30 protein-coding genes are annotated in these 26,177 nt (G+C 57.4%); 4 read left to right on the plus strand and 26 right to left on the minus strand.

Annotated elements, in window-relative coordinates:
- Positions 1-198: 198 nt before the first annotated feature.
- The 3 genes from ACVVH8_RS15935 to ACVVH8_RS15945 all read right to left on the minus strand — a co-directional run bounded on the left by ACVVH8_RS15935 (position 199) and on the right by ACVVH8_RS15945 (position 5,195).
- Positions 199-708, minus strand: coding sequence for a hypothetical protein (locus ACVVH8_RS15935; protein WP_475224725.1), 510 nt, complete (start codon positions 706-708; stop codon positions 199-201).
- 106 nt (positions 709-814) lie between these two features.
- Positions 815-1,540 (minus strand): hypothetical protein, encoded by a 726-nt coding sequence (locus ACVVH8_RS15940; RefSeq protein WP_475224727.1) that lies wholly within the window; start codon positions 1,538-1,540, stop codon positions 815-817.
- 382 nt (positions 1,541-1,922) lie between these two features.
- Positions 1,923-5,195, minus strand: coding sequence for a TipJ family phage tail tip protein (locus tag ACVVH8_RS15945; RefSeq protein ID WP_475224730.1), 3,273 nt, complete (start codon positions 5,193-5,195; stop codon positions 1,923-1,925).
- Positions 5,196-5,292: 97 nt separating this feature from the next.
- Between ACVVH8_RS15945 and rhuM the strand changes: the two genes are divergently transcribed.
- A complete protein-coding gene (gene rhuM, locus ACVVH8_RS15950) occupies positions 5,293-6,321 on the plus strand; it encodes a RhuM family protein (protein WP_475224732.1) in 1,029 nt (342 codons plus the stop codon).
- 84 nt (positions 6,322-6,405) lie between these two features.
- Here the strand turns inward: rhuM and ACVVH8_RS15955 are convergent, their stop codons facing one another.
- The 16 genes from ACVVH8_RS15955 to ACVVH8_RS16030 form a co-directional block, all read right to left on the minus strand.
- On the minus strand, positions 6,406-6,996 hold the full coding sequence (locus ACVVH8_RS15955) for a tail assembly protein (protein WP_475224735.1): 591 nt from the start codon (positions 6,994-6,996) through the stop codon (positions 6,406-6,408).
- A gap of 43 nt (positions 6,997-7,039) precedes the next feature.
- Entirely contained in the window at positions 7,040-7,438 is a 399-nt protein-coding gene (locus ACVVH8_RS15960; protein WP_475224738.1) for a hypothetical protein, read from the minus strand.
- Between the two features lie 33 nt (positions 7,439-7,471).
- A complete protein-coding gene (locus ACVVH8_RS15965; RefSeq protein ID WP_475224741.1) occupies positions 7,472-8,227 on the minus strand; it encodes a C40 family peptidase in 756 nt (251 codons plus the stop codon).
- A gap of 2 nt (positions 8,228-8,229) precedes the next feature.
- The gene (locus tag ACVVH8_RS15970; RefSeq protein ID WP_475224744.1) at positions 8,230-8,979 is read right to left on the minus strand and encodes a phage minor tail protein L; all 750 of its coding nucleotides are present in this window, start codon (positions 8,977-8,979) and stop codon (positions 8,230-8,232) included.
- An 8-nt stretch (positions 8,980-8,987) separates the two neighbouring features.
- Complete coding sequence (locus ACVVH8_RS15975; protein ID WP_315446145.1) at positions 8,988-9,326, minus strand: phage tail protein; 339 nt, start codon at positions 9,324-9,326, stop codon at positions 8,988-8,990.
- Positions 9,326-12,790 carry a phage tail tape measure protein gene (locus ACVVH8_RS15980; protein ID WP_475224746.1) on the minus strand — a complete coding sequence of 1,155 codons (3,465 nt, stop codon included), beginning with the start codon at positions 12,788-12,790 and terminating at the stop codon, positions 9,326-9,328. The genes ACVVH8_RS15975 and ACVVH8_RS15980 overlap by 1 nt, the downstream gene beginning before the upstream one ends.
- 10 nt (positions 12,791-12,800) lie before the next feature.
- On the minus strand, positions 12,801-13,070 hold the full coding sequence (locus tag ACVVH8_RS15985; protein WP_475231201.1) for a DUF1799 domain-containing protein: 270 nt from the start codon (positions 13,068-13,070) through the stop codon (positions 12,801-12,803).
- Between the two features lie 32 nt (positions 13,071-13,102).
- The gene (locus tag ACVVH8_RS15990) at positions 13,103-13,492 is read right to left on the minus strand and encodes a phage tail assembly chaperone (protein WP_475224749.1); all 390 of its coding nucleotides are present in this window, start codon (positions 13,490-13,492) and stop codon (positions 13,103-13,105) included.
- A 9-nt stretch (positions 13,493-13,501) separates the two neighbouring features.
- Positions 13,502-14,149 (minus strand): phage tail protein, encoded by a 648-nt coding sequence (locus ACVVH8_RS15995; RefSeq protein WP_475224751.1) that lies wholly within the window; start codon positions 14,147-14,149, stop codon positions 13,502-13,504.
- Positions 14,150-14,219: 70 nt separating this feature from the next.
- On the minus strand, positions 14,220-14,639 hold the full coding sequence (locus ACVVH8_RS16000; RefSeq protein ID WP_475224754.1) for a phage tail terminator-like protein: 420 nt from the start codon (positions 14,637-14,639) through the stop codon (positions 14,220-14,222).
- Positions 14,636-15,232: a hypothetical protein gene (locus ACVVH8_RS16005; RefSeq protein ID WP_475224757.1), complete on the minus strand. Its 597-nt coding sequence runs from the start codon at positions 15,230-15,232 to the stop codon at positions 14,636-14,638. Before ACVVH8_RS16005 ends, ACVVH8_RS16000 begins: the two co-directional genes overlap by 4 nt.
- Positions 15,229-15,597, minus strand: a complete 369-nt coding sequence (locus ACVVH8_RS16010; RefSeq protein ID WP_475224759.1) for a hypothetical protein — start codon at positions 15,595-15,597, stop codon at positions 15,229-15,231. Before ACVVH8_RS16010 ends, ACVVH8_RS16005 begins: the two co-directional genes overlap by 4 nt.
- Before the next feature lie 16 nt (positions 15,598-15,613).
- The gene (locus ACVVH8_RS16015) at positions 15,614-16,117 is read right to left on the minus strand and encodes a DnaT-like ssDNA-binding protein (RefSeq protein ID WP_475224761.1); all 504 of its coding nucleotides are present in this window, start codon (positions 16,115-16,117) and stop codon (positions 15,614-15,616) included.
- Positions 16,118-16,172: 55 nt separating this feature from the next.
- Positions 16,173-16,763 (minus strand): hypothetical protein, encoded by a 591-nt coding sequence (locus ACVVH8_RS16020; protein WP_475224763.1) that lies wholly within the window; start codon positions 16,761-16,763, stop codon positions 16,173-16,175.
- A 44-nt stretch (positions 16,764-16,807) separates the two neighbouring features.
- Positions 16,808-17,770 carry a major capsid protein gene (locus ACVVH8_RS16025; protein WP_475224766.1) on the minus strand — a complete coding sequence of 321 codons (963 nt, stop codon included), beginning with the start codon at positions 17,768-17,770 and terminating at the stop codon, positions 16,808-16,810.
- Positions 17,771-17,782: 12 nt separating this feature from the next.
- A complete protein-coding gene (locus tag ACVVH8_RS16030) occupies positions 17,783-18,511 on the minus strand; it encodes a hypothetical protein (protein WP_475224769.1) in 729 nt (242 codons plus the stop codon).
- 159 nt (positions 18,512-18,670) lie between these two features.
- Here ACVVH8_RS16030 and ACVVH8_RS16035 point away from each other — a divergent pair, with 159 nt between their 5' ends.
- On the plus strand, positions 18,671-19,195 hold the full coding sequence (locus ACVVH8_RS16035; protein WP_475224772.1) for a hypothetical protein: 525 nt from the start codon (positions 18,671-18,673) through the stop codon (positions 19,193-19,195).
- A 14-nt stretch (positions 19,196-19,209) separates the two neighbouring features.
- Here the strand turns inward: ACVVH8_RS16035 and ACVVH8_RS16040 are convergent, their stop codons facing one another.
- From ACVVH8_RS16040 to ACVVH8_RS16070, 7 genes are all read right to left on the minus strand, one after another.
- A complete protein-coding gene (locus ACVVH8_RS16040; protein WP_475224774.1) occupies positions 19,210-20,298 on the minus strand; it encodes a minor capsid protein in 1,089 nt (362 codons plus the stop codon).
- The gene (locus ACVVH8_RS16045; RefSeq protein WP_475224776.1) at positions 20,273-21,691 is read right to left on the minus strand and encodes a DUF4055 domain-containing protein; all 1,419 of its coding nucleotides are present in this window, start codon (positions 21,689-21,691) and stop codon (positions 20,273-20,275) included. Before ACVVH8_RS16045 ends, ACVVH8_RS16040 begins: the two co-directional genes overlap by 26 nt.
- Positions 21,688-22,989, minus strand: coding sequence for a terminase large subunit domain-containing protein (locus tag ACVVH8_RS16050; protein WP_435036862.1), 1,302 nt, complete (start codon positions 22,987-22,989; stop codon positions 21,688-21,690). The genes ACVVH8_RS16045 and ACVVH8_RS16050 overlap by 4 nt, the downstream gene beginning before the upstream one ends.
- Entirely contained in the window at positions 22,976-23,437 is a 462-nt protein-coding gene (locus tag ACVVH8_RS16055) for a DUF2280 domain-containing protein (RefSeq protein ID WP_401296675.1), read from the minus strand. Before ACVVH8_RS16055 ends, ACVVH8_RS16050 begins: the two co-directional genes overlap by 14 nt.
- Before the next feature lie 32 nt (positions 23,438-23,469).
- Entirely contained in the window at positions 23,470-24,093 is a 624-nt protein-coding gene (locus ACVVH8_RS16060; RefSeq protein ID WP_475224779.1) for a putative metallopeptidase, read from the minus strand.
- Positions 24,094-24,754: 661 nt separating this feature from the next.
- Entirely contained in the window at positions 24,755-25,102 is a 348-nt protein-coding gene (locus ACVVH8_RS16065) for a hypothetical protein (protein ID WP_475224782.1), read from the minus strand.
- Positions 25,099-25,437 (minus strand): MFS transporter, encoded by a 339-nt coding sequence (locus ACVVH8_RS16070; RefSeq protein WP_097090027.1) that lies wholly within the window; start codon positions 25,435-25,437, stop codon positions 25,099-25,101. Before ACVVH8_RS16070 ends, ACVVH8_RS16065 begins: the two co-directional genes overlap by 4 nt.
- Before the next feature lie 179 nt (positions 25,438-25,616).
- Here ACVVH8_RS16070 and ACVVH8_RS16075 point away from each other — a divergent pair, with 179 nt between their 5' ends.
- Positions 25,617-25,865 carry a DUF6555 family protein gene (locus ACVVH8_RS16075; RefSeq protein ID WP_475224784.1) on the plus strand — a complete coding sequence of 83 codons (249 nt, stop codon included), beginning with the start codon at positions 25,617-25,619 and terminating at the stop codon, positions 25,863-25,865.
- A 4-nt stretch (positions 25,866-25,869) separates the two neighbouring features.
- A complete protein-coding gene (locus tag ACVVH8_RS16080; RefSeq protein ID WP_475224786.1) occupies positions 25,870-26,109 on the plus strand; it encodes a hypothetical protein in 240 nt (79 codons plus the stop codon).
- Positions 26,110-26,177 lie beyond the last annotated feature (68 nt).

Consider the following 26,177-nt stretch of genomic DNA (forward strand, 5'->3'; position numbering starts at 1 on the left):
GCAGGTTCAGCATCAGCTCGCCGTTCTGCTTGTCGACATCGCCGGCGATCCAAATGCAGTTGAACGCCCCAACGGGCAGCGTGTCCCCTTCGGACATCCGCGAAAAGTTGAATTGTTCGCCGTTGATGGTCAGCGTATCGCCAGCCTTGGATACCTCGAGCGTACCGTCCATACGGCAAGGAGACAGGTTAATGATCATTAGTACCACCGTCCGGATGCGAAAAAATTAAGCCATGCAAAGCCGCCTGTAGCCGTCGGGGAGAAGGCTACCCATCCGCCCCACGCGCTCTGCGTCTGCTCCACGTAATTGCCAGCCCACGAAAAAGCTACGCCGCTCGCCGCTGCGATGACTACAGGCAGGCCGACAAAGGCTGCCGGGAAGTTTCCCGGGTAAATCGCCGCACTGTTGAAAACACTGCCGTTCAAGTTACTCACGGCAGTTGTTGACATACGCGTCCAGCAATGAAGAGTTCCGTCAGCGTATTTGATGTAGCTGCCTTGCGCGTTCGCGCCCCTTTCGAGTATCGCGCCGGTAGGAACACCGGACGCCTGAGAGACGGTGCCAATGATGTTCGCTCGCTTGTAATTGACGGCATCGGCTGCATAAAGCTCGTCGAAGTTGCTTTGCGCTTTGGTAAACGCGCTACGCGGCGTATCGCCGCCGACACCCGTTGGGACGGTGCCAAGATTGATCGTTTGTTTGGCCATGCGATTACTCAAATTCTGGTCAATAAAAAACCCGGATCTCCGGGTCGTCGTGCCACCAAATCGTTACGGGGTGAGGAAAGGCCGGGCGACAGTTCGCCCCAAAACTTTAAGTATTCAAATATCGCGAGGCCGGGAACTTACAAACCGGTATAGCCAGGCACGTATTATTTGTTCCCTGATAGTACCAATCTCCCCTAACGACATTATTGTTTATCCTCAGCATCCTTACACCATCCGATAGTAAAGTTAAGCCGGCGTACTGAGCATGACCTGTAAACCAATTCACTCCCCTATCAATGCTTGAAATGGATACAAAATCATCCGCATCAATGGTTAAGCCGCTATCATAGTAATCAACCCAGTCACCTTGCGTCAGCTTCCAGTTTTTACTGAACTTGCTAAACTTGACGACGTTATCGCTGGATGTGTAGATGGTGTTGCCTTGATAGTCAAACAGCTCCAAACCATAATCCGATGTACTCTTGAGGTTGGAATACATGCATGAGACATACTCAAGTGTATAGTTTTGTAGATTGGGATTACCCCTTACAGCCGACACCACCAGAAAGCCGGTCCAATTACCCGGGCCACCGAAAAGGCCCGTGTAGATGGAAAGATCGTTGTGCACGCCCGAGACAAGCCGCACGAATATCTGAGGTGGCTCCTGGGTTCTGATGGGCTTATTGAACATCACAGAACCGTTGCCTTCCACATCCGTGTATTTAGACGTGATTTTAAAGGTGCCTCTTTCTGAGAACACCATTATTTTATAGTCACTCGAAATTGTAACGGACCCATAATCATTGGCGACAGACAATCCGAAATCAGTCATTAAATCACCTTAACCACTTCAATAACGCATTCCACAGTGCTTTCTACCCACCGCTCTAACCATTTACCAGTGCCGTTTGGCGCCCTGTAATTCGCGTATGTATATATTGCAATCTGCGTCCCGCCCAAATCCTTGTAAGTCGGAATAACAGATCGACCGAAAAATGCTCCCGTACTGTAGTACCGGGGCGTTATCGTCACAAAACATGTAGACGGGTCGTAGCCGATCACATCCATCAATATGTAATCGCTTCGCGGCGCGGGCCTGGCACCTCCCCCGGAGGGGTTGGCCGGCAGAACCATGACCGCAAGCTTTTGTAATGTGAAGTCCCCCATATCCAAAGTAAGCGATCCATTTTCATTCCACACATTTATCCCGAAACTCATGCGGTTAGGTCTCCCAACTGGACTCGCTTGATACCGTTTTGATCAAAGACCTTGATTGCCCTGTTGGTCATCGTCAGTCGTCCGCCTCCCGGTGCCGGGCCGTTGAACTCAAGGTTGCCGGCCTTATCAAGGCGCCAACCTTGCACGCCGGGTATGTAGTTGTCCGACTGCAACGCTTGGCCGATCTTCAGCATCGTGATGCTGCCGTCTGCAATGAATGCGGAGCTCATGAACGTCTGCCCGTTTTGCACCACGAATGGGGCTGTTGGACTGCCGCCCGAGCCGTTCACGACGGCGAACCGATCCGCGCTCACGAGGAACTGGCTCTGCAATCCCGCCGGTCCGTTCTCGATGCCCAGACCAATACCGGCAGCAACGTATCGCCCGTTTGCGTCGATCTGCATCTTCACAGACCACATGGCCGAAGCCTTGCCATCTGCGGCAACCTGCGCCTGACTGACCTGCTGAATCGCGGCGCTGTTTTTGCCCATTTCGACTTGAACGGTATCGACACGCTTGCCGGTGGCGACGTCGCCTTCGATCACCGCGGACTGCAATGACCACACGCCGACGAAGGCTTGCGTCGATCCCGCGTAACCTTCGGTTTCACCCGCCAAAGGCGGATTGACCTGCGCGAATACGCCGTCCACCTTTTCCGAGATCGCATCGACTTCGCCGCTCACCACCTGGATGCGGTTGTTGACCGACCCGGGCAAATCGGCAGGCCCATCAATAAGCTCAATGCGGTCACCCAGGTGTTTGCCCAAAGCCGACTCGCCGATCTGTCCGGAGAAATATTTCTCGTACTCCGTCTGATCCGAACTGGCTTGGCCGTTGACGCCGTTACCCTGCGGATACCAAGGCCCGATGTTGCCGGTTCGATCCACCAGGCGCGCCCAGAAAAAGAAGCTGGCCCCTGCAAGGATGTTTTGCAGCTCGTGCGACGCCTGCGGGTAAGCAAAGTCGCCGAGCTTTATCGCGTCATCCCGCGAAGTCGTTTTGCTGTACCAAATCTCGGTGCGCTGTGTGTCCTCTGCGCCAGGCGGGAAACCCCACGCCATTCTGATGCCGTAGACAAGACTGGTTGGAGTCAGGAAAGACACCGCCGGCGGTAATCCTTCCTTCCCTTTCAGGTTGGTCAGGATCGAGTTGCGCCAGATCGACGAGATGTCGAACGCACTCACCGCCCGGACACGGGCCACGTAAGCGCCGGCGTAAATGCCGACCACGTCGACGCTGGTCATGCCGGTTCGCTGCAGCTTGATCCAGTTGCCACTGTCCTTGCGCCACTCCACGTCATAGCCGACTGCGCCGGGCACAGCGGGCCAACTGATGGACATGGTGGCCACGGCCAAGCCTTGCGCGATCGACGATGTCGAAGACAGGGAAACGCTTGCCGGTGCAGGAACAACGGTAATTGGGATCACGCTGATTGGGCGTTCTTCCAGGCGTGCGCCGGTATCGATGAATGCGAATTTGCTTGGCTCGAACTGAAGCGCGCTGATCTCGTAGTCACCTTCGGTGGTGCGCCTGGTGCGAAGCACGCGATACAGCGGAATCGCCAGATCATCAGCGTCGAGCGCCCATTGCAACTGCGGGACCGGCGGTTCGCTGTAGGCAACCGTGACGGTCACGGCGCGGCCGCTGACGCTCTGCACGGTGCGGCCTTCAGCGCGGCCGCCCGGAAGGTTGATGATCAGCCGGTCGCCGGCCTTGGCCTGGGTATCGCGATCGAGCGTGATCACCCGCCCCGCCACCGCCGATATCCGCCCGCCGACCTCCCGGCCGGCCAGCAGCGAATCGGCCACTGGAATGATGTGGCCTGGCAGCGGGATTACACCTTCCATGCCGGTCTTGAAAGAAACGGTTCGATCCTGGTTGTTGCTGAGGATCGCCCACTTGCCGCGGCGCTGCGCCTCGGAGGCGCGGGTGCAGCCAATAGCGCTCAGTTCGGTCGGACGGTCACCGTAGCGGCGCTGCAAGTCCAAGTCAGCGAATGGGATAACGTCGGTGTCGTAGTTGTTCGCCGGGTTGTCGTAGCTGACCAGTGCCCGCGTGTAACGGGTCTTCGCCGAGGCGCTGCCGTACGAGAACTTTCCGTCGATCACGTTGGCCCGGGTGAACACGTAGTCGAAGTCCTGCGCACGCGGCATATCCGCCTGCATCACCAGTTGGCCCTGCGCCCAGTAGGTCATGCCCCGGTAAATCGCCGAGATATCGCGCAGCAACGACCAGGCATCGGCCTTGCCCTGCAGGTTCATGTCACAGAGGAAGCGTGGTTCCTGGCCGCCCAGACCGTTCGGCACCAACTGATCACTGTACTGAGCGATTCGGTACAGCTCCCACTTGTCGACCATGAACGGCTTGATCCGCTTGCCGAGGCCGAAACGGTCCTCGGTGCAGATACCGTAAGTGATCCAAGCCGGGTTATTGGTCCAGGCAGACTTCATCGAGCCGTCCCACGTCCCGGTATAGGTGCGCGCGATCGGATCGTAGTTGCTCGGCACCCTCCAGCGGCGCGCCTTGCACTTCACGGTAACGGCCGGGATGTTGGTGAACTGCTCAGCGTCGAATTCGATGTAGAGCAGCGCAGTGTTCGGGTAGCGCAGCTTGGCGTCGATCACTTCGGTGTAACCGGCAATCCGCATGATGTCGGCCACCTTGTTACTGTTCTGATTCGGGGTCAGACGGCGCACTCGGATCTGCCACCCAGTCGTCGCTTCCGGCAGATCAATGCGGCGCGAGCGCTCGTAGCGAGTGGTGGTCTTGCCGTCGACTGCATCCACCAGCACCTGCTGATAGGCGCCGCCATCGGTGGCCACATCAATGGCGTACTCGATACGGTAGCCACCAACACCATTTTCGTCAGATCGCTGTAGGCCTGGCCATGCGAAGCGCATACGTACGGCGGAAAGCTGTGTATTGGTGATCGAACGAATCCACGGTGAATCGCTGCGCAGTTCAATGTCCAGCGACGTTTCGCTCTCAACTGACGGAATGCCCGGGATGTAATTCTGATCCACCGAGCCCGGGCGCCAGTCCCACTTCACGTTCGGAAAGTTGTAGTTGCCGCTGGCATCGCGGATCGGCGTGTTGTCCAGGTAAATGTCGTAGTCAGTAGGGACACTGTCGAACTCACCCTCGCCCACGGCGATCAGCAGCTTTGCCAGGTTGGTCGAGCGCAGGCTGTCACTGGCTTCGGTTGACGACTTCGGCTTGCTGCTACCGCCCTTCTCACCGTGGATATCGATCTGTGCTGCTGCGCCCATGCTTTCCTCCAGGCATAAAAAAGCCCGCACTGAGCGGGCAAGAGTTAATAGTTTGCTGGCACACTGGTAGGTAACCCCATCAATTCAGGAGCACACGATGTCAAGAGAAGTTGACGCAAGCGCAGGCGAGCCAGGTAACTCAGTAATGTTTACTGACGATGCGCTTCACGTGGCGCTCAGATTCGCTCAGGATGATCAGTCGATTTGGGCGACCGCCCAGAACGTTGCGGATCTATTTGGCACTACTGCTGACAACGTCGGAATACACGCCAAAAATATCTTTTCTGATGGCGAACTCGTCGAGTCGGCAACTACCGAGGATTTCTCGGTAGTTCGACTGGAAGGCGCACGCCACGTACAGAGGACAATAAAGCACTACAACCTTGATGCGATCATATCCATTGGATATCGCGTCAACGCCAAACAAGCAGTGAAATTCCGCCAATGGGCAACCCAAACGCTTAGAACCTATATCGAGCAAGGCTACGTAATCAACGAGAAGGCTCTACGTGAGTCTCCCGAAAAGCTAAACAAGTTAGCGGCTGCCGTCCGCGCTCTTCGGAACGAGGAGAAGCAGATCTACGCCAAGGTTCGTGAGTGCTTCAAAATCTGCTCATCAGACTACGACGCGAACTCAAAGCAAGTCAGAAATTTTTACGCGTTACTGCAAGATAAGTTTCACCACGCCATCACTGGAATGACCAGTTCCAAACTGATATTGGATCGAGCCAGCCACATGGCTGACAACATGGGTATGCAATCAGTCAGGGGCGACGTTCCAACTTTGGAAGAGGCAAAGACAGGGAAAAATTATCTGAGCAACGAAGAACTCTATCGCCTTCATTTGTTATCCGAACAATTTATGCTCTTCGCTGAAAGCTCAGCTCTAGCCAAAAAACAAATGACTATGGAATCCCTGCACCAAAAACTGGATGCCCTGTTGGTTTTTAACGAGTATCCCGTTTTCAGTGGATGGGAGGACTTTATTAAGGAGCAAGCCGTGAGCCATGCTCGTCAGGAGCTAGGTCTTTACAAAAAGCGCAAGAAAATCGAAGCGCTCGGCTACGAGTACGATGAAGATGCCCTCGCAGCAGGCGAATATGACGAGTTCCTGATCGAGGATTGATTTTTGGCCAGACAGCAGCAGATTGTGCGTTGTCGCGCGTAGGCTTAAAAAATACAGATTGGCGACTGTTCTACTGCTATCTGCTCACACCTTGTCTTCAGCCACGATCGAGGCCGAAATGATCATCCCACCCCACCGGCGCTCGCCGATGCAGATCGGTACCGGGTTGCCGCTGGCGGTGGTGTTTTTGGCACTGCCGAAGGCGTAGGACGGCGAGTTCTCTGGGGATGCGCTTTGAGAAAGCCCCTTTGCTTGCGGGCTGAGCATCTGAACGACACCGCCAGCAACGAGGGCAACGCCCATTTGAACCGCCCAAGTTTGACCGAAATATGTCCCTGCGACGACAAGCACAGCTCCAATTACGGTCTGCAATAAGCCCGCACGCTTGCTCCCGGAAATCACCGGGACAATTCGAATCTCTTGGGTTCCGCCGACGCCGAAATCTTTTTCAGCTACGTTTTTCCGGTTTCTGAAAATCGCAAAGCGCATCCCTTTGCGCTCAAAATCTTTAATGGCGCCTTCGAATCCTTCGATAGTGCACTTCAACGCTTTGAATGCCTCGCCCACGGACTTGCTGCCAAGCTCGCGGTGATGGACGCGACCAAAGAGCTTGATAAGCGGCCCTGAAAGAAGAATGGTCGTCATCGCTTGTTTGTTACTTGCCGTCGCTGCCACAGCTTTCTCCGGTCATAAAAAAACCGCCCGTAGGCGGCTTTTGTCATTGCATCGTGGGTGATAAGTCCATGCTCATTGATGAGTCGATGGATATCCTGAATTTCTTGGTGACACCAGCCTTTATGTTGGCTTCCCGCTCTTTAAGCCCGCTGCCGCATGATGATGCACCGACGACGTGCTCACCGGCGGAAACGTAGAACTTTGCAGTTTCACCAGAACCAATCTCGGCAGCTTTTCGCCCGTCGATGCTCACGGATGTGTTGCAGCCGCCACCAACAAAGCCGGAATCACGGGTAACGATCAAGATAGCGTCACCGGTGGCTGGCTTCTGATATGCGAACAGGCGCGCGCTCGGCACAGGGTCAGCCTTTCCGGACGGCACCGGCGAAGTCGCACACCCCGCCAACAGCGCTACCACCAACGCTCCTACGATCAATTTCATAAAGGTCACTCCTGTGTAAAGGCAACAACCTTATCACCGAGCATCACGGTGGCGCAGCACCAGGCAAGTGCGCTCTCCCCACGGTCCACCGAAAACGATTACCTCGGAAGGCCTGCCGTACAGGTGGTGAAGCAGGAACGGCCCAGGGCCGAATGTCGCTGCATCCTCACCTGGCAGCGCAGCATCGGCGCCGAGGAAAATCCCGGCGTGGTTTGGATAAACCGTGCGGCCCACCTCCATCACGATCATGTCGCCGCGCTGCGGCTGGTCTACGCGGTAAAAGCCCGCGGCCTCGTAGTTCGCTTCGTACAGGCTGGCGTTGTCCTTACTCTCCCACCAGCCATCGGCGCGCTTGAAGTTTTCAAACTCAAGTCCCCACTCACGCTTGTACCAATCGGCGCAGACCTGCCAGCAGTCCCAGGCACCATGCACGAATGGACGTTTCAGTAGCGGAACCTCGCCGGAGGGCATGATGGTTCTCAGATCCCCCTCCGGCCAGCTGAGAATGTGCCACGGCAGAGCAGTCGCTTCACACATGGCCAGGTCGCGTGGTGAAGGTCTGCTGGTGGCGTCCGGATGCGAATGAACTACACCGATTACTTCGCCGATGTCTTCGGCTTGGGCGTATTCCTCCGGATCGATTCGAAACTCTTCGTTCGGCTCGGTCGAGACATTGACGCAGGGAAAGTATTGTTGCTTGCGTCCGATCGCCAGAAGTAGCCCGCACGACTCGGCGGGGTAGCACTGCTGTGCGTGCGCCTGGATCGCGCTCAAGATGTGCTTGCGCATGGTCAGCTCCGGGCAATGAGAGAAACTGCGGGAAATCCACCGAACGGCAGCGGGTTTCCCTCACCGAAGCGCGGTATGCAACCTCGGCCAAGCGTGGCGTCACACTCGTCCAGTTCGGGGTTGTCAGTTACGACGCAGTCTTTCGTGACATATGGCCCGGTGTAACCGCAGTTCGGCCCTCTGTAACCACCGGTGAGGCACCAGTGGCACAGCGTCGTGGCTTGCCGGCCGATCGATTCGTTGCCTACGTCGCCCGGGCTGGCCAGCTCCCAACTGACCGTCTCCCCGTCCTCGTTTGTCTTCTGGTCGATGTACCAGACCTCGATCGTCTCCTGGGTAGGATCTGCCGTTGGGTTGCCGGCGGGGAAGTTCGCCGCGTCGAGGTAAGTGCCCAGTGTGTGACGCATCGTCAGCTTGAACTCGAGCAGATCCTCGAATGCCAAGCACAGCGCAGTGATGCGCCCGTTGACGTTGCCCACTGACAGTGTCGGCCGAACAGCCGTGCCGTCGCCGTTCGACTCGATGCCGTCGATTTGCATCGGCCAGGCGCTGTACTCGTTGCCCTGCCAGTAGATTGCCTTCGCCGGCAGTTGGTCGGCATCGTCGCCGGCGGCAATCAGCTCAGCCGCTGTATGCGGGATCGCGTGACCGTGGAAGCGGAGAACGTCTGCGCCGTAGTCCGTGCCGTCCAATTCAAAGAGCAGCACTTCACTGCCAGGCTCAAGCACCTGGATATCACTGATCAGCGACATGATCGCTCCTAGGGTTGAAAAGCACGCTCGAACGTGGCTGTGAGTTTGAACACGCCCCCACCCATTGGGGTTGGAGCGGGATTTTTACAGGTGAACAGGCCCAGTTGGCCGAGGGGCGTTGTCCAGAGAAACGCCTTGGCGCCGGCGTGCCGATCGAGGAAGTCCATGATCTCCAGCACCTTGGCCTTCTGACCGGTGAAGGTGATCGGATAGGAGTCCTCTTTGTTGTTGGGTCCGTCACCGACGTTCTGCGCATATCCGCCGCCGAATTGGGCGGTGCGAACCCGATAAGTAATCTCGGGTGCGCCGCCGCGCTCGGTTGGCCAAGTGAATTTTTCGATGGCCATCAGCCTCTCCCATTTGTCAGGCGCCAGATCGAACCGCCTGGCTGTAGAGCTCGGGCAATTGCAGTTTCCGCTTCAGTTTTTGCAGCCTGCTGGATGCCTTTGCCGAGTTGGGTCGATGCCTCTTGCGAGACACCGCCTCCCTCGCTGCCAGATGTTTGCACAGAGACCGCTACAGGGAAGTTGTAAGTATTGCCGCCGCCGGTACCGGACATTGCTGCAAGCGCGGGCCCGCCACCGGAAGTCAGAGGCGTGACGCTACCGCCACTCGCGCCAGTCATGAGGTAAGACCTGCCGCCCTGATTGAAAAGCTCAGGTCCCTTTTCATTCACTTCGTAGAAAGTGTTCGGTTCGACACCGCCACCAACAGCACGCCCCCCACCGAAAGACACGGATGCAGAGCTGGCATCAAACTGACTGCCAAAACTTTGGGCCCCTGCATCAGCCGCACCTGCCGTTGCAGAAGCCGTCGCCCCACCTCCCGTGAAGTAGCTTGTGGCAGCACCCACCAAACTGCTCAGCAACGCCGAACTGGCCTGACGAGTCGCAATCCGAGCCATGTCCGCCAAAATCGACTTGGTGAAATCGGCAAAGGACAGCTTCTCGGTCATGGCGAAGTTGACGATCGCGTCTTCCATCGAGCTGAAGGCATTGGTGAAAAGGCTTTTGGTTTGCCCGGCAACATCTCGCGCAGAATCGAGGTAGTTCTGCCACGCCGACGATGCGCCAGCGCTCCAGTCACCTTGAGCCGCCGTCATCTCGTCATAGTTGGCTTGAACTGTGTCGTGTAGATCCTGCTGAATCGCTTTGAGCGCCGCCAGTTTCTGGGTGTACTCGTCGAGGCTCATGCCACGCGAGCCGTCGCCGTACTGGTTGGCCAAATCAAGCTTCTGTTGGTTGAAGCGGTCGTCGATAGAGTTTTGCTGATCCGTCAGCCCGCGCTGCCGATCACCTTGGCCAAGCCCTGCCGCAGCTCTCTCCCCTTGCTGACGCAACGTGTCGACTTGCTGCTGCAACGCGCTGGTGTAGGTTTGAACGGCCTGCTCCTGCTTCCTCAGCCTGCCCTGTTCATTCTTCGCCAGTACATCCAGCTCGCTATCCGCCGCCTTCTGCGCCTTGACCATATCGGTGCGAGCGTCGGCGATATTTTGGTCGAGTTGAATGCGCTGCTCGGCCGTGGTGCCAGCCTTGGACTTAGCCGCTTCAAGCGCGGCGATCTCCGCCTCGTATGCGGAAGTGATCTCGTCTCGCTCGTTGCCGATCAGTGCCTCGCGCTTCAGCAGATATTCCTGCTGCGAGATCAACCCAGCCTTCTGCGCGGCATCCAGTTGTTTCTGGGTGTTCGCGTATTCGGCCTGGATTTCCTTGAAAGCGTTCTGCGCCGCGTTGTAACCGGTGAGGTCGACGGCGCCGGCCGATGGTCCCTTCTGATCTTTGTTTTTGTCCTTGATGTTCTGCAGCGTTTTGGCGACGAAATCAGACTGAACCTTTGGGTCGTTAGGGTTGGCCTTTCTCAAAACCTCAACGTCACGGAGGTAGGCTTTCGTCAGCTTGTCGCGCTTCTCGGCATTGGTCAGGTTCGAGTCGCTGATCTGCTTGAGTCGCTGCTCAGCCTCGATCCCTTCTTTCTGCACCTTTGCACGATCAGCCTCGATCGCCGCGTTTTCAGCGAGCGCAACCTTCCGCTTCTTGAGCTCTGCAAGCTGTTGCTCAAGAAACTTTGTCGAGTTGCTGGATGCCCCCAAGTCTTCGGGGAAAAGCGAGGTGAGAAACCCACCTTTGCGTTCACCGACGATCTTTTCGAGGTTGGCGATCTGGGCGTCGATGGACTGCACCCTGCCGACGTCCAAGATTGAATCAAGGGCACCGCTCGCGGAGTCCTTCACGCCCTTCCAGGCTTTTTCCCACAATCCGAGATTCTGCGTGACCTGCCCGGAGCGTTGCTGAATGGTGTCGGCATAGGTTTTGGTGAGTAGATCGGCAGCCCCGACCGTATCGCCCTGCTCCTTGAGCGCAACGATCTGCGAATACACCGACGCTGTCAGAAACTGGTATTGGCCGTTCAGCTCCTTCGCGGCGGCTACAGGGTCTTTGGCGATCTTGATGAATTCGGCAATGGTTGCATCCACAGACTTGCCGGTAGCGTCTTCCATCGCAGCCGCGGCATCAGCAATTTCTTTGAAACTGGAGCCAGCAATAACCCCACTGGCGGCCAGCGTGGTCAACGCTGCCGCTGCCTCACCGGTCGTACCATTCGTTGCGCTGACCTGCTGAGCCAAATTGGCCAGTTGGTCGGCCGATGTGCCCGCAGCATTGCCAGTCAGGATGAGGGCCTTGCTGTATTCGTCTGCTTCTTTGCTGCCTTGGCTGTATCCATAGATCAGCGTTGCGGCAGCAGCAGCTGCGATCGCCACCGCCGCTGCCATACCCAGCAAACTCGCCGAAGCACCAGTCACGCTGGGAGTGATCGCGCCGACAGCTCGTTGTGCGTTCTCAGCGGCTTCTGCCGCAGTGTTTGAGCTTTCGGCCAGATCAGACAGGCTTTCGCCCGCATCACCTGCGTTGTTGGCAACATCCTTGGCATTGGTGGCGATACCGGCAAGCGATTCGCCCAGCACAGCTGCGCCAGCACCACCGGTGAACAGCGAGCGGAACTTGTCCCGCAGCGCCTCAAGGGTTGCACCAACACCGCCGAACGAGTCTTTGATCTGCCCACCCTGCTGGATGAGCACCAACAGCGGGTTTTGCCCGCCGGCCAGGCTGGTGAAAATGTCAGTGAATTGCGAAGGAAGCTGCCGAAGCGCAGCCTCGGTTTGTTTCGAGCTGGCACCGGTCTTTTTCAGCCCTTCATCGAAGTCGCCTAGCTTCTGCCGAGAGGCGTCGATTCGAGCGGAGTACTCCCGGAAGGTATCAGCGTCGATCAGCCCGGCCGCTTTGTACTTCTGCAACTGGGCCTGCTGCTGGTCCAGCTTATCGAGTGCGGCAATTGCGGGATTGATCTTGCCGAGCAGCGATTGCAGACCTTCGGCCTGAACACCAGTTGCAGCGGCTGCCCTCTTCGCCGCCTCGGCCTCTTTATCCGTCGAACCAACCAGTGCATCGGATTCGGCCTGCAAGCGCCGTTTCAGTGCCGCCAGGCTGCTGACCGACGATCCCGACGAATCCATTGCTGACGCATTCGTGCTGACACTGGTGGTCAGGCGCTGGTAATAGTCGCTCGACTCCAGCGAGGCCTTGGCCATCGCCGTCAGGCGCTTCATGGCGTCTTCTGTGGACTCTGACAGCTTGCCCTCGGCCGAGGCCAGGCCGGTTGATGCGGTTGCCGCTTTATCAAAGCCCGCCGCCACACCATCTGCCGCTTTCTCAGCCTTGGCGCCGGCCTGCGCGAGGCGCTCCAAATCCGTGGCGGCCTGGACTGCCTCGCCCGAATCAACGGCAAGACCTAACTGCGCAATTGTGCCCGACATGAGTGCTCCATTACTTCGATTCGCTCATGACGAGCAGTGCTTCGGCCTCCATTACCTGAAGGTCGGGAAAGGTCTCGGCGATTTGCTTTTTCTTCATTCCAAGGAAGCGGGCCACATCGCGAATGGACGTGTAGTCGAGCCCGGTGGCGCCGCACGCGCCCGTTCGCCACTGGGTGGACAAGGCATTGAAGAGGATGAAGGCCGGCCAGTTGTCCGGCCAAACCTCACAGTCGCTTTCGTAGTCCTCAGACGAAAACCCGAAAGCGTCTTGCCCTTCTATGCTCGGCTGATAAAGGGTGCGTGCGACGCTGGTCAGTTTCCCAGGCGGGCCGAAGAAAACGCTTTCTGATAGGCATCGACGATGGCGTCACCGGCACCCGCAGAGGTTTCGACCAGTTCGCGAATGGACTCTGGGCTTAACTTGTCGTCAAAGCCCCATCCGGCAACCAATTGAGTCACCTGCTCCACCTGGCGTTCGATGTGAGAGTCGGTGATCTCAACCAGGGTGAGATCTTCACCTTTGGCCTTGAATCGCTCCTGATCATCCTTGGCGCTCTCCTGCCAGCCCGCGAACAGCGTTGCGAGCTCCTTCCTATTCCGATATTTGAATTCGAACGGAACCTTGATGGTGGTGCCGCCCACTCGCGGGATGTCCACTTCAGCATTGAAGGTGGCATTCTGGGCAATCTTGAACCTGGCCATGAGTTCCCCTTACGCAGCGTATCGGATGAATTTGGCAACCACGGCAAACACTGCGGTGACGGCCATGATGTTGTTCTTTGTCAGCGAGGGAACGTTGTCGAAGGAGGCGTAAGCGTTGTAAGCAATGACACCGCCCGACGCGAGGTTCACGCGCACTGCACGCGGCCTCTTGTCGTCATCGGCATCCAGCAACACGTCGTTGTGTGGAAGCTCCGGGTCATCCGCCATAGTCAGCGTGAAAGACAGAGCAGATTTCGAGGTTGGCATCTGGTGATCGTCATCCTCCTCGAGAAACGAGTAGGTGACGTTTTGTTGCTCGCCCCCGGCCTTGCTCGAATCAGTGACCTGACTGATTGGGGTCCAAGTCAGAATTTTGCGGACAGACCCACCGCCGGCGCCTGCAATGAAGCGAGCCACGTTCAGCGTGTTGATCGATTCAAGAACGAAAGAGTCGGTGGTTACGCTTTTGACGCGGACAACACGATTGTTCAGGCGAGCCCAGCCGGACGTGACCTCAATGAAATCGCCAGCCTCCAGATCATGGCCCGCCGCCGACACGACGGCTTCTGAGGCATTGCTGATCGCTGTAAAAATGATCGGTGCGTCGTACGAAGCGGCGATGCCGACGGTAGAGCCATTGGGTAGAAAAACGGCCATTGGTGTTTCCTCTTCTCAGAAATGACAAAACCCGCTCAATGGCGGGTCTCGGGTTTGCCCAATGGGCGGATTAAGCGGTGGTGTCGGCTCGGTACTGGAACGACACGGGAACGGTGAAAGTTGTGTCGCCTGGAATGCCCGGGCCTTGGTCGACTGGTGTCATGGTCACCACGGTCAATGCGCCCTTTTGGTTCCGCTCGTACAGCGGAAAAAGCGCAGCGATCTGGTCAGCCAATGCCCCGGCCGCGCCACGGAATTTACCCGATGGCGTCACGATACTGACCTGAAACACGCCGGTGTAGAGCCTATGGTCGCCGCCGAGCGTGTTGCTCGCGGTGTCGGCCGGCAGCGTGTAAGCCCTCAGGTACGTAGCGTCGGCAACAGGTGTGTAAGACTCGTTCTCGACGACTACCTTCAGCGGTACCGGCAACGCTTTCGCCCATGCGATCAGCCTTGCCTCGTAGATCGAGGCGATGAGGTTATGACTCATACCTGGTTGTTCCTGATGGCTTCCAGCACGATCTGCTGGAAGCGGGCCACGGTGATGCGGACCATGCCGCCCGGTGCCTGGGTCGAATGCCCAAACTCCAGCGGGATCGCATATCCGAGGCTGTTGGTTATGTAGCAGGTATCGCCCGCCTTGAACTCGATCGCGCCGGCAACGATCCGTGCCGTTGATTTGGCCCCGCTCGGGTCGACTTCGTCGGTCGTGGTGCTGTCCGGTGATCCGATGCTGAACATCCAGTTGCCACGGAACCGGCCGCCGACGTAGCCACTCGGTGCAGTGATATCCATGCCATCTTTCAGTTTGCGACCTGGTTTAAGTCTGCCGGCTTTCGTCAAGTTGGCGGGATCGCTACGCAGAGCCGTGTTGTGATCGTCCACTGCCTTGTTGTACTGGGCGGAGACAGCGTTCTGCGCCCATATTTCTGGATTACCCACCGGAGACATGCGGATGACGCTGTTGCCGAGTTCGATGATGATCTCGCGAAGGCTGGCATCGATGGCTTCCGTAGCTTGGGCCGCGAATTCGGCGAGGCTGAGTGCAAAACTACCGGACTGGCCGGCGCCCGCGCGGCTCATGACCGCACCTGCAATTCATACAGGATCGGTGTACCGGCCGGATTCACTTCTTTCAAAGGCGGCACGATAGACCAAGTGCGCCCCTGAATGATCACCTTGTTCAAAAGATCCGGCACCCACTCCAGCCCCTGCGCGGCGATCTTCAGCTTCTTGTCGCCCTGCTTGATGAGGCTGTTGTTCTGGAATTCCTGACCAGTGAAGTCGAGCAGGATGCCTTTAGCGGTCTGTTCCTTGGTGCTGTCGGGAGGTGCCGAACCAGTTTCAGGGTCGTACTCACCGACGGTTGTCGCGCGAATGGTCACCGGCTGGCCGAACTCTGTGATCATCTCCAGGGCCATCACGGCCATTTCGTCGTAGAAGGCCATGGTGGCTCCGTCTCGGTTACGCTCGGACCGCGAAGAGGCCCCGCTTCTGTAGGTAGTCCGCAAACTGCGTGACGCTCGGACGATCCGGCGCCGCCGGCAATAGACGGCCGCTGGTATTCGGGATTGTCGCGTACTCGCGAGTTACCGCGCCTTCGACTCGCTCAAGTGTTACCGCGCCTTTGCGCTTCTCGACCGGGTCGACGTCGTCGGTGTGGATCTCCGCAGCCAGCGCCATCTGGCCGTACTGGATCCGCGCCGGCAGGTAGTTGTCGGGCTTGATTTCGTAATCTAGCTCGACGCCGCGGCGCGGCCAGGACAGGGACTGCTCGCTGTTGGTCTTCCGCCCTTTCCACGTCATGCCATCCATTGCAAGCGCGGCCCGGCGCAGCAGCGCTTCCTGTGCTGGCACTTCCACCGGAATGGTCACGCCGAACTTCACGGCGTACATGGTCAGATCCTCGGCTGATGCATAGCTTTCGGCGTCAGGCTTACCGGTACCGTCCTCGATGATGAGAGTCATGAATCAGCTCGTTGTATTGGTTGGGCCGGGCGCCGGTGAATGCGCACCCGAATAATTACGCCTGAGGCAGTTCCGAGATCGCTTTTTCAAGCGATTCTACCGAAGCATTCGCTCGATACGACACATTGGCGGCGTCGAGCTTCGCTTTGAGACCAGCGATCTTTTCGGCATTGTCGACCGGGTCCACCGCTGCCTTGAAACGGGCGACTTCAGCGCGGAGTGATTCAACTTCGCCAGTCAGGCCGTCACGTTCATCCGTTAAGGTTTCGAAACCTTCATGAATGGCTTTCAGTGCACCGAACAGGCGGATCGGCAGTTCGCCGGCGCGCGGGTGTTCCAGCTCCGACAGACCTTCGGCGGCTTCGATCAGTCGCTGGATTCCGTCACGCTCGGCGCGGAGTGTGGCGTTGTCCTGTTCCAGCCTGGCAATCGCGTCAGCATCACCCGAATCAACCGGCTGGCTGATCAAAGGCTTCAACACAGAAACTTCGACGCCCTGCGCCTCATACGCATTGACCACCTTCGGCCAGTCGCCAATCACAACTGCATGAGTCACACCCGCTTCAGGCCGATCAAAGTGCGCTGGATTGCGGTAACGCTTTTCCGGATCGAAATCCGAATTCTGCGTGGAGTAAACCAGTTCCATAAAATCTCCGTAGCGGCCATCGCTGGCCGCTGTCAGGGCAAGTATCAGCCGCCGGCTGGTGGCGTAGTGGTCAGAGTGATCAGCACGCCAGCAGTCACTTTGTTGCTATTGGAATGCTTGACCCAGTTCGCAGCCGAACCGACAGCGGCAAGCGTAGGGTTCGCACCACCAGCGGTTTCCTTCCAGCTGTACCCGAGAACATCGATGTTGACGGTGCCTTCAGCGCGGTAGCCGATACCCAAGTTCTCTTCGTCGTTCACAGCGTACGAACGGAAGCCCGGCGCCTGCGACTCGGTGATCACCACAGCGTTTGGCAACAGGCCGAAGATCACATCTGCGGGCGCGGTGTCGGTGACCAGCACCGGCTTGCCGAGAGTGCCTGGCAGGCCGCCATAGATGACAACACCCGCCTCTTCGTAGACCTTGTTCGCGATCGCCTCATCGACAATGTCGAAGTAAGCGCTGGAGTGCATGACCCACAGAGCAATTCGGCCGAACTTGTCGCCGAACTTGCGCATGCCGCGGGTGAGGGTCTTCTTGCCGTCGGTCTCAATGTTGGCCGAAACCACCATGTCAGCGTTGGAGCCGATCGAGGCGCGCAGCGCAGCAGTGGCGTACTGGATGAAACCTTCCAGAGTGGCGTCAGCAACGTCGGCGCCGATGATCTGGGAGAACTCGTCGACCGGACGACCACGACGCTTGAAGGCCTCTTCGGTGGTCTGGTAGGGACCGTACTTCCACGGCGCCTTGACGCCAACGGCTTCGCCCGCTCCGATCTTCTTTGCGGTCACCTTGCCGGTGGAGTTGACGTCGCGATGCTCCAGCGAGCCGCCAATTTTGTAAAAGGAGCGCTTGCGGAAGTCGCCTTCGATCAGCTCGTTGTCGAGCACGATCGCGCCGTTGGACGATGCGTTGAACACGTCGAGGTTGTCCTGGACACGCTCCAGATATGCGGTTTGCGCCTCATCGTTGTAGATGATCAGGTCGCTGTTCACAGTCGTTGCCATGGGTGAATCCCCTTACTTGGGCAATTGCAGATATGCGGTTTGGCCGTGCTTGCGCTGGTAGTCGCGCTTTTGCTCGGCAGTCATTTCGGAGCGTTTGAATGCAGCCTGGCCGCCACCCCCGCCCGGGGCTTGTGTCCCTGAAGCCCTTGGCCACAGATGAGGTGCGCTTTCGCGCAGTGATTCCGCCCATTCGAGCGGAGTCAGAGGGGTCTTGCCGTCTTTGCCGAGGATGACTTGGCCGGATTCATCAACGGCGACCGCTTCACCCTCTTCGTTCAGCGAGAACACGCCTTTGGCGCGCAGGATGATGTCGTCGGTTGCTTCCGGGAGTGCACCGGCTTTAAGCGCTGCACCGCGTACCGAATCGCCCAGGACTTTGCCCTGGAACTTGGCGGCGAATGCCTCGGCCTTCTCGGCGCGCGCTGTGACGGTCTTCAACTGCTTGTCGTAGTCGCCACGCAGGCGCTCGGTACGGCGGTTGAATACCTCGTCCACCTTCCCCTCAGTCAGCAGCTTGGTTTCCTCGTCCTGGCCGGCCCGGCTGAGCAGGCCTTTGACGGCGTCGATGTCGATGCCTTCGAACTGCGTTTCGAACTGAGTGAGCTTGCCGGTGGTGTCTTTCAGTTTGCCCAGCAGCTCGGTGTTCTTGGCTTTCAGGCCAGAAACGGAAGCTTCAACGGCAGTCGCGATAGCGGCCTTTATTGCCGGATTGTCCAGGTCGATTTCGTTTTCTTCTGCCACGTTGATGCACCCCTTGGGTATGTGTTGCCCGCTTTGCAGGCATTAAAAAGCCCCGCGAATGCGAGGCTGGAGAGAACGGTAAATTGCTCTACCGTAATGCGTTGATCTGGGTAGAATTGTGTAAACCGCCAGAATTACTAATGGAGTAGTACTCAGAAAATGAAATGGGAAACGATAAAAAAACTCACCCGTAATGGGTATGTCAGAGCGGGGGGGATCCTCACATTAGTTGGAAGCATCGCAACGGTTTACGGAGTCGTCTATCCCTCAGGTCCTGAGCACAACCCTAACCTTCTCGGGCGCTGGAAAAGCAACTACCAATATCCAGTTCCAGGCGGGACGGTCGCCTTCAGCGGCATCACTGAATACTTCCGTAACGGGCGATACAATGTGAACGGAACCCTCAAAATCTCAGGTGACGCGGCGGACAAGCCTTTTACTACTGTGTTGCTTTCAAGAGGCTCGGGGACCTGGATCGCTGATGACGAGTTTCTAACCATTACATTGACAGGCCTACACACTGAACCAGCTAGCGGATATTCACTCCCAGACATGAATAAGCAGTATGTTCCTGGCAGTTCAGATGAGTACCAGATCTTGTCCCAAGAACCGCAATATGTTGTGCTCCAAGGAAAAGATCCTTTCGGAAACCCAGTTAAGATCGTCAGTTACAGACCTCAATGAGCCGTGCGGGCAGGCTAAGAAATGCCTGCCCGTTCGAATGCCAAGGGCTCAAGCCGTTTCATCTCTACCAATTTCAAGGGTGCGAAGTTCCGATCTAGCTGCAGCTCAGCGAAGCGTTCGACGCTCAGTCCGCCCTCGCGAAAAAGCTTCGCCCGCACCGGTCCGATTGCCACGTCCTGAAACGACGCCGGCTGCTGTTGAAGCCAGTGGTAATAATCAAGGCTCGCACTGACCTGCCCTGCTCCATCTGCGCCGACCGACGCCCGCGTAGCGCCCTTGGCGAACATCTCACTGAGCTTGGTCAGCAGGACAAACGTAGTTCGGCAATTAGGGTGAAACGGCGGCCGCGGCCCGGACTCGACCGGAAACCGCCGCTTATCCATTGACCGACACTGCTGGCTGGTCTTGCTGTCCAGCGTGGCGACCATTTCGACTTCGGACACGATGTCCGTGTTGGCCTTGGCCACCTCCATGCGCGCCTGAGACGACACATGCTGAATCGCGGTGTGTACGACAGTGCTAGCATTGCGGTTGGTGGTGGCGAGAATCCCGTCCTTGTACCCAGCTGCCTTGGTGCCGCGAATGTTGCGGATGATCTGGAAGTTCGTTTGACCTTCGAAGAAGCCCTGCCGGATCGTACCGGTGACGCGCTCGCGCTCGGCACTGGTCCAGCCCTTGATGAACGACTTCAGCAGCTTACCGCCGCCGGTGCCGCGCACACTGAGAGGATTGGTCAGCACCGCGGTGCGGATAGCCGCTGCCGTCGGCGCAACCACATCCAACGAGACACCAACGGGCGCCGTTCGGGCTAGGCTCGACGCTTCAAACTCAGCCTCGTAGTTGGCGATGTCGATCAGGTCAAGGTTCAGTTGTGCGCTGTAGCGGTCGAAGATGCCTAGCAGCAAGCTATCGACCTCTTTCAGCAGCGCTTCCAGCCGCTTCACGTTGTACTCAGTCAGATCCGACTGGGTGAGCCTGTCGCGAATCGAACGGTCGACCTCCTTAAGGAAGGGAGCGAACTTACCGACCTCCCCTGCCTTCAGCTTTTCGAGGAAGACCGCGTGCCGAATCGTGGCGTCAAGGACTGCTTGGTTTACCGCCATCTTCTTTGCCCTCATCGTCTAGGCCCAAGCCGTCGCCCTGCTCTGCCAGCTCGCCATCGATCTGCTGGTCTGTGCGCTCAGGCGCGATCAAGCCCAACTTACGCAGATATGCCCGAAGATCCGCTTTGGCGAATCCACCGTTCTGCCAGAGGCCGACCAGTGCGGAGATCATTTGAGGATCTGCCGTCAGCTCCACGAATTCCTGATTGATCTGGTAGGCAACCTTGGCGTCGTCGACGCCCATGTAGGTGCAGCACCACATGATCGCCCGGGTATAGGCCTCACTGACGTTGGCCACGCAGCCGGCAAGCACCGAAGTCGATGCAGACTGATCACCACGGGCCTCGGTCGCTGTCTTGGACGAAAGAGAAGCAACGACCATTCGCGCGCCGAGCTCGATCATCATCTGGTTCTTGTCGGCCATTGCCTCCTTCACCAGCGTGTTCGGCAGTGGCTGGGCATAGCCGAACTGTCCGCCGGCAGGCAGCATCATCGGCGCACGGGAGCCGACGTAAACGCCGTTCTTCTCCATCCAGTCGCGCCACTGTTCATCCAGACCGGAAATCCATGGCTGGGCTTGGCCGCACCAGAAGACGCTGTCTTCATAGTCAGCGCTGTTCCGGTAGTGGCCCAGGTTGATCATGGCGATATCGTAGAGCGGCGACTCATCAATACTCGGATCGTTGTTCTGCGCGCCGACGAAGGTGAACGGAATCTCTTTCAAGCGCCCGGCTGTGCCTGTAGGCCTGAACTCTTCGACGACGGCCAACGGCCCGCCACCTTTCGGCCCGGATCTGCGCCAAACACGGCAAACAAAACCGTCGTTCTCAAGCGCCAATTCGCGGTATTGCTCGATCACCTTGAAGCCGAAACCGTCTTCGATCTCCGGCGACTCGCGCAGCACCACCAGAGTGAGCACGCTGTGCCCGCTCACCATCCCTGTACGCCAGTTGATGATGTCCTCGGCGCAATACGACAGGATCACGGAGTGGCCTCCGGCACCATCGTCTTGGTGATAGTCGACGTACAAACCATGCCGTCCCGCCTCAAGCACCTTTTCAAGCGTTCCCTGCGAGTGCTGGTAAATGCTCACCCCGGAGCCGTTGGCGTTGTCCTGCAGATACTCCATCTTCTTCGCAACGACCAACGTCGGGTCTTTGTGAAACGCCAAACCGAGCAAACCGTTTCGCGTATGGCCGGTAGCGTTCTTGAACACCGCCCGTTCGCAATAGGCCTTGTTTCGATCTACGTTCTCCGGCGACTTGTCGTGAGCGTTGATGTAAGGCAGTCGATCAACAACCCTGTGCTGACCGGCGCAAACATCGCGAACGGTCGACCAGCGATCCAGTGCTTCGATGTAGTCCGCCCGTTTGAAGGAGACGTCGTTGCTCATCGGGCGTATCCCATTTTGATAGCGGTGACCGGTTTGATGATCGGGTACTCGCGGTGAATGAAGTAACCGCCGCCGTCGTTGGCGTGGTCGTTCCCTTGGCTCTTGTCCGGCTCGCCGTTGGGCGCCCAGATCTGCTGTTCCAGGCCATCGGCGTAGGTCGGGCATGTAAACGGATTGACCAGATAACGCCGCTCGCCCTGCGCATTGCAGAACATGGCGTTCATGGCGTTGATCCGATCCTTCACCGGCGGGTTAGCCGCCGGCGCGATGACTGTGAAGCCGGCCTGCTTGAGCATGGCGATATCGGTGAGGCTGGCATTGACCGACTTGCGCGAATCGCCGGAGGCGTCCGGGTAGATCCGGATCTCGCAGGTCTTCTTGTAGTCGTTGCCGGTGTGCTCCCAGTAGCGTTCTTTGATCCGTCGGATCATGTCCGGCGTGTCGTATCCATCCATCAACTCGTCCACGGCGCGCGGCAGGCCCTGATCACGTTTGACGTGGGTGATCGCCGCCATCTTGCCGACGTTGAAGTCCATGCCGATGAACAGCGGCTCGCCGGGCTGGACGGTGTCGAAACACTGGTTCAGTTTGCGGTCGTAGGCGTGGTAGATCGATCCGGATGTCAGGTTGACGAACTGGCCGTTCAAGTACGCACGGATCAATTGCTCGGGGTACGACTCCATCAGCGAAGCGATGTAGTCGTCAGGCAGGTTCAGTTCGTTGTCAAAAGTGCTGGCCTGGATCAGGCCATACATTTCCTTCAAAACTGGCTTGTCGCGCAACTGCTTCACGAACTGGAGGAAGACGAACTTGAAGCCTTCCGGCGTTGTGGTTACGTCTACGCCGTTTTTCAGCCCGGGCAAGTTGTAACGCATCCGGGCAATGATCTTGCGCCAAGCCTGCTGAGCCTTTATCGACGTCAATACGTCCAGCTCATCCACCAGAGCGTGTCCGATCTTGAAGCCAACGATTGTTTGCGGCTTCTCCATGGACCGGCAAATCACAGTGCCGCGATATTGCCGGCCGCTGTAAATGTGAACCTCATGGTTCGCCTGGTTGATCTTGGTCTTCAGCCCCCAGTCGTATGCCACCTCCTCCATCGTGGGATAGAAGATGTCGCGGATCTGCGGGTAAGTCGGCGCGAAGTAGCCAGCATTGACGCCGGGCCACTCCATGAAATGCTTGCTCAGTGCTGAGCATCCGACCCAGGTCTTTCCCGAACCGAACCCAGCAACGAATGCGCGAAACTTGTGAGGCAACAGGAGGAACTGCGACTGCGGAACGTTAAGGCTCGGCATTCGGTTTCCTCGCATCCACTACGTCGACCTGAATGCGCGTCGGGATTGCCGGCTCATCGTCAGGTTCATCCTTCCGGTTGCGATTGACGTAGACGTCACCGACTTCCTTCGCGGCCTGCTCCAGGATCTGCATGGCGAGGCCGATGTTCTTCATCGTTTCGGCCCGCTCGACAAACCGGTTCATGGCTCGTAAGCGGTATGCACGGTTCGCGATCGGGATCTCGGCCGTTTCTTCGCGGAAGCGCTTGCGGGTATCTTCAAACACCGCTTTCCACTTCACGCCAAGGTCACGGCCAGCGTGTTTCGTTGGGTCGTACTGCTCACACTGCTGGCGAGACACTTCGACGCCGAATGTTTCCTTGACCGCCTGCACTACCTGAGTCGGCGTATCAAAGCAGGCCAACGCCTGCACAATGAAGCGCTTCACCTCATCTTTCAGGGCTGCCATATGGGTTGATTCCGTCAAGGTCCTGTCAAGGATCAGGCCGACTTGAACAGACAGGTTCCGCAGGCCCTCGCAATGTTCATTTTCCCCACCTCAGCAGGATTGTTTGCAGCGTCCACCAGCTCTTGAACCGCCGGGCTTGCACCGTAGCGGCGGACAACACCGACGAACTCTTCAACGTCGTGTCCGCGCATTTCAAGCTTGGGCAGGCCGTCTTGGGTGAACTTGGGTGCGCCGTACTGATCCTTCGCCTGGGCGATATGGAACAACTCATGTTCGACCAAGGCGCAGAAGTCAGCATCAGAACAGTCGGCGCAGTAGTCGGCAGCCAGAGTGATGATGTAGGCCGGCACTTCGCCGAACCAATCCCGCATTTGTTGCTCCATCCGGGCTTTCTGCCAGCCGCCGACGCGGAACGCTACCTGCTCGGCCTGGCCCACCACCGTCCTACCCTTCTTCGTGAAGCCGGCAGACGCCCACATCACACGAATGTCCGCATCGATCAGATGGGCGTGTTCTTCGTTGTGGATGCTGCCGGTGTCAGCAAGGATCTCGGCTTGGAGCCATTCCAATACTTCGGGGGCTGGCATCAGGCGGGTGCCGAAATCCGAAAGATCGGATAGCTCGACCAATGACGCAGGAGCACGCGGCCGATTCATACCAGAAGAACCTTCTCAATTCAGAGTTCGCCCCCAAAAGGGGGGCAGATTACCCGCCTATTTGCGAGCCAGCCCGGCCTAATGAGCGCTCATTAACCAACGAGGCTCACAGGATGAAAAACACGATTTACTTAGTACTTGCAGTAGCGGTCGTCATTTTAATGATCGCTCCGGAATGCGTAGAGCCCGGGATTGCTGCTTGCCTGCTCAGTAAGCCCTGACGTTTGCAATCTCGGCTGGGTAGGCTCGTTCGATAGCCTCCCAGTCGGGTTGCTTGGTTGTCATGGTTTTCCTTGAACTTTATGAACGCCAGAACTAGACCTAAGTTTCCAGCGCAGGGAGTAAGTGAAATGGCAGATCGATATATAGTGGTGAACGCACGGCCGCTTGATCGCAGCAGATTTGTAGTGAACGGTTGCGAAAATCATTTTAAGGCACGGGGCTTCCTTATTCTCGACAGAGAAGAAGATAGAAGACTCCCAGACGTCTTTCATTCCCGTGCTGAGGCGCAAAGTGAGTGTGACAGGAGAAATGGGGGGCTCATGGAGCGGCAGCGCTAATTTTCAACGCTCTAAGCATCTCCACTACGAGAAAAGACCAACGCGGTAACGATACCCAAAGTGTCGCGACACAATTTGATGATTCGCGAAACGAGTCGCGACTACTTGGATCGACGCTCGATACCTCCCGGGGTCTTTTCACAGCGCAGGCAGTGTTCGCAGTTCAGCGTACGGCACAGCCAGGTCTTCACCCGCTGCCACCAGATGACCATGAAGATGTGGCGCATACCGGCCAAGGCCAGCGCCACGTGCAGAGTGATCCCGGCGGTGGTCGGCCCCATCATGAAGATGTTCTGCTCCCGGCTCATCACAACGAAACCGCTGATTGCGATCGCCGAATAGATCAGCTTGCCGATTACACCGTCCCGCACTCGGCCGCTCAGAACACACCAGGTAGCCCACAAGGCAATCAAGCCGCAGGCGATGGTGTTGATCAGTTCAAGACTCATGGTGGATTGCCTCCCCCGAACCGCTGGCGAATGAGCGCCCAGAGGTCAGCGGCTTTGATGGCCCGGTTGATGGCTGCGAGCAGAGATCCGCCGAAGGTGCCCAGCAGAAAGCCAATGCCCGCGACAATCTTCGGCTCGGTCACACCCAAGTAGGTGCTGACCATGCTCGTCAGATACAGAGAGCAGGCAATGCCGGTAACCAAAAAGATCATCCAAGCACGCCAGTCGGCCAGATCGTCTTTGTGCCACCAGCTTGCGACGACAGCGCCGACCAGTCCTGCGATCAGCAATTCAAACCTGTCGATCTTATCGAGCAGGCGCTGCAATAACTCCATGCGCTCGACTCCGTGTGCATGATGGAAACGAAAAAACCTCTACAAATTAAGAGGCCTTGTATAGATAAAGACACAAAAAATGTGTTCAAAATCAGAAAATTAGGAACTGTCAGACAATTCTTTGAATCTTCTCTGCCAGCAGATATCACTAACTGATGAGCCAAGAAGGAGCAGTACTCGTGAGTCAGGTGAATATTTTCGTAATTGAGTACAAGCTCCACGGAAAACCGATGTCGTTTGTCATCCGAACCAAACTGATGAACAACGCGGAAGCTTGGCAATGGGCGAGCTGTGACGCCGGCATCGCTCCAATTCCCAAGCCGGGACGACCTCCTCTCAAACGGTTTTCAAAACCAATGGCGGAACGATTCGGCATCACCGACGTGAAGTGGCGGGAAACTACCGTCGTCACGTGGGAGGAGGTTTGAGAAAATGATTGACGCAATCGTTGGGCCACCCGATGAACACTCATGGGATGACCAGATTGATGCAAACACGGAGCTGTTTCGTAAAGCAGATCAACTTGACGAAACTGCCTACAACATCATCCAAAATGATCGAGACAATGCAGATGCTTGGGTGCGGTTTACCGAAGCCAAGGCCTGCGCTGACGCTTGCCGCACGGCCGCCTATCAAGACTGGATGAGGATAAAACGGTCAATGCGAAAATAAGTGCGCGCGTCTTTCCGCGCTGTCCGCCAAAGGCCTTCTCAACGTCGATGCCACATTGCATCGATCTC

This window comes from Pseudomonas trutticola BRTCR10 (assembly GCF_056155105.1).

Bases quoted from the DNA above. Each gene is read 5' to 3' on its own strand.
- ACVVH8_RS15935 (WP_475224725.1), bottom strand. From the start codon at position 708: ATGGCCAAACAAACGATCAATCTTGGCACCGTCCCAACGGGTGTCGGC.
- ACVVH8_RS15940 (WP_475224727.1), bottom strand. From the start codon at position 1,540: ATGACTGATTTCGGATTGTCTGTCGCCAATGATTATGGGTCCGTTACA.
- ACVVH8_RS15945 (WP_475224730.1), bottom strand. From the start codon at position 5,195: ATGGGCGCAGCAGCACAGATCGATATCCACGGTGAGAAGGGCGGTAGC.
- rhuM (WP_475224732.1), top strand. From the start codon at position 5,293: ATGTCAAGAGAAGTTGACGCAAGCGCAGGCGAGCCAGGTAACTCAGTA.
- ACVVH8_RS15960 (WP_475224738.1), bottom strand. From the start codon at position 7,438: ATGAAATTGATCGTAGGAGCGTTGGTGGTAGCGCTGTTGGCGGGGTGT.
- ACVVH8_RS15965 (WP_475224741.1), bottom strand. From the start codon at position 8,227: ATGCGCAAGCACATCTTGAGCGCGATCCAGGCGCACGCACAGCAGTGC.
- ACVVH8_RS15970 (WP_475224744.1), bottom strand. From the start codon at position 8,979: ATGTCGCTGATCAGTGATATCCAGGTGCTTGAGCCTGGCAGTGAAGTG.
- ACVVH8_RS15975 (WP_315446145.1), bottom strand. From the start codon at position 9,326: ATGGCCATCGAAAAATTCACTTGGCCAACCGAGCGCGGCGGCGCACCC.
- ACVVH8_RS15980 (WP_475224746.1), bottom strand. From the start codon at position 12,790: ATGTCGGGCACAATTGCGCAGTTAGGTCTTGCCGTTGATTCGGGCGAG.
- ACVVH8_RS15990 (WP_475224749.1), bottom strand. From the start codon at position 13,492: ATGGCCAGGTTCAAGATTGCCCAGAATGCCACCTTCAATGCTGAAGTG.
- ACVVH8_RS15995 (WP_475224751.1), bottom strand. From the start codon at position 14,149: ATGGCCGTTTTTCTACCCAATGGCTCTACCGTCGGCATCGCCGCTTCG.
- ACVVH8_RS16000 (WP_475224754.1), bottom strand. From the start codon at position 14,639: ATGAGTCATAACCTCATCGCCTCGATCTACGAGGCAAGGCTGATCGCA.
- ACVVH8_RS16005 (WP_475224757.1), bottom strand. From the start codon at position 15,232: ATGAGCCGCGCGGGCGCCGGCCAGTCCGGTAGTTTTGCACTCAGCCTC.
- ACVVH8_RS16010 (WP_475224759.1), bottom strand. From the start codon at position 15,597: ATGGCCTTCTACGACGAAATGGCCGTGATGGCCCTGGAGATGATCACA.
- ACVVH8_RS16015 (WP_475224761.1), bottom strand. From the start codon at position 16,117: ATGACTCTCATCATCGAGGACGGTACCGGTAAGCCTGACGCCGAAAGC.
- ACVVH8_RS16020 (WP_475224763.1), bottom strand. From the start codon at position 16,763: ATGGAACTGGTTTACTCCACGCAGAATTCGGATTTCGATCCGGAAAAG.
- ACVVH8_RS16025 (WP_475224766.1), bottom strand. From the start codon at position 17,770: ATGGCAACGACTGTGAACAGCGACCTGATCATCTACAACGATGAGGCG.
- ACVVH8_RS16035 (WP_475224772.1), top strand. From the start codon at position 18,671: ATGAAATGGGAAACGATAAAAAAACTCACCCGTAATGGGTATGTCAGA.
- ACVVH8_RS16040 (WP_475224774.1), bottom strand. From the start codon at position 20,298: ATGGCGGTAAACCAAGCAGTCCTTGACGCCACGATTCGGCACGCGGTC.
- ACVVH8_RS16045 (WP_475224776.1), bottom strand. From the start codon at position 21,691: ATGAGCAACGACGTCTCCTTCAAACGGGCGGACTACATCGAAGCACTG.
- ACVVH8_RS16050 (WP_435036862.1), bottom strand. From the start codon at position 22,989: ATGCCGAGCCTTAACGTTCCGCAGTCGCAGTTCCTCCTGTTGCCTCAC.
- ACVVH8_RS16055 (WP_401296675.1), bottom strand. From the start codon at position 23,437: ATGGCAGCCCTGAAAGATGAGGTGAAGCGCTTCATTGTGCAGGCGTTG.
- ACVVH8_RS16060 (WP_475224779.1), bottom strand. From the start codon at position 24,093: ATGAATCGGCCGCGTGCTCCTGCGTCATTGGTCGAGCTATCCGATCTT.
- ACVVH8_RS16065 (WP_475224782.1), bottom strand. From the start codon at position 25,102: ATGAGTCTTGAACTGATCAACACCATCGCCTGCGGCTTGATTGCCTTG.
- ACVVH8_RS16070 (WP_097090027.1), bottom strand. From the start codon at position 25,437: ATGGAGTTATTGCAGCGCCTGCTCGATAAGATCGACAGGTTTGAATTG.
- ACVVH8_RS16080 (WP_475224786.1), top strand. From the start codon at position 25,870: ATGATTGACGCAATCGTTGGGCCACCCGATGAACACTCATGGGATGAC.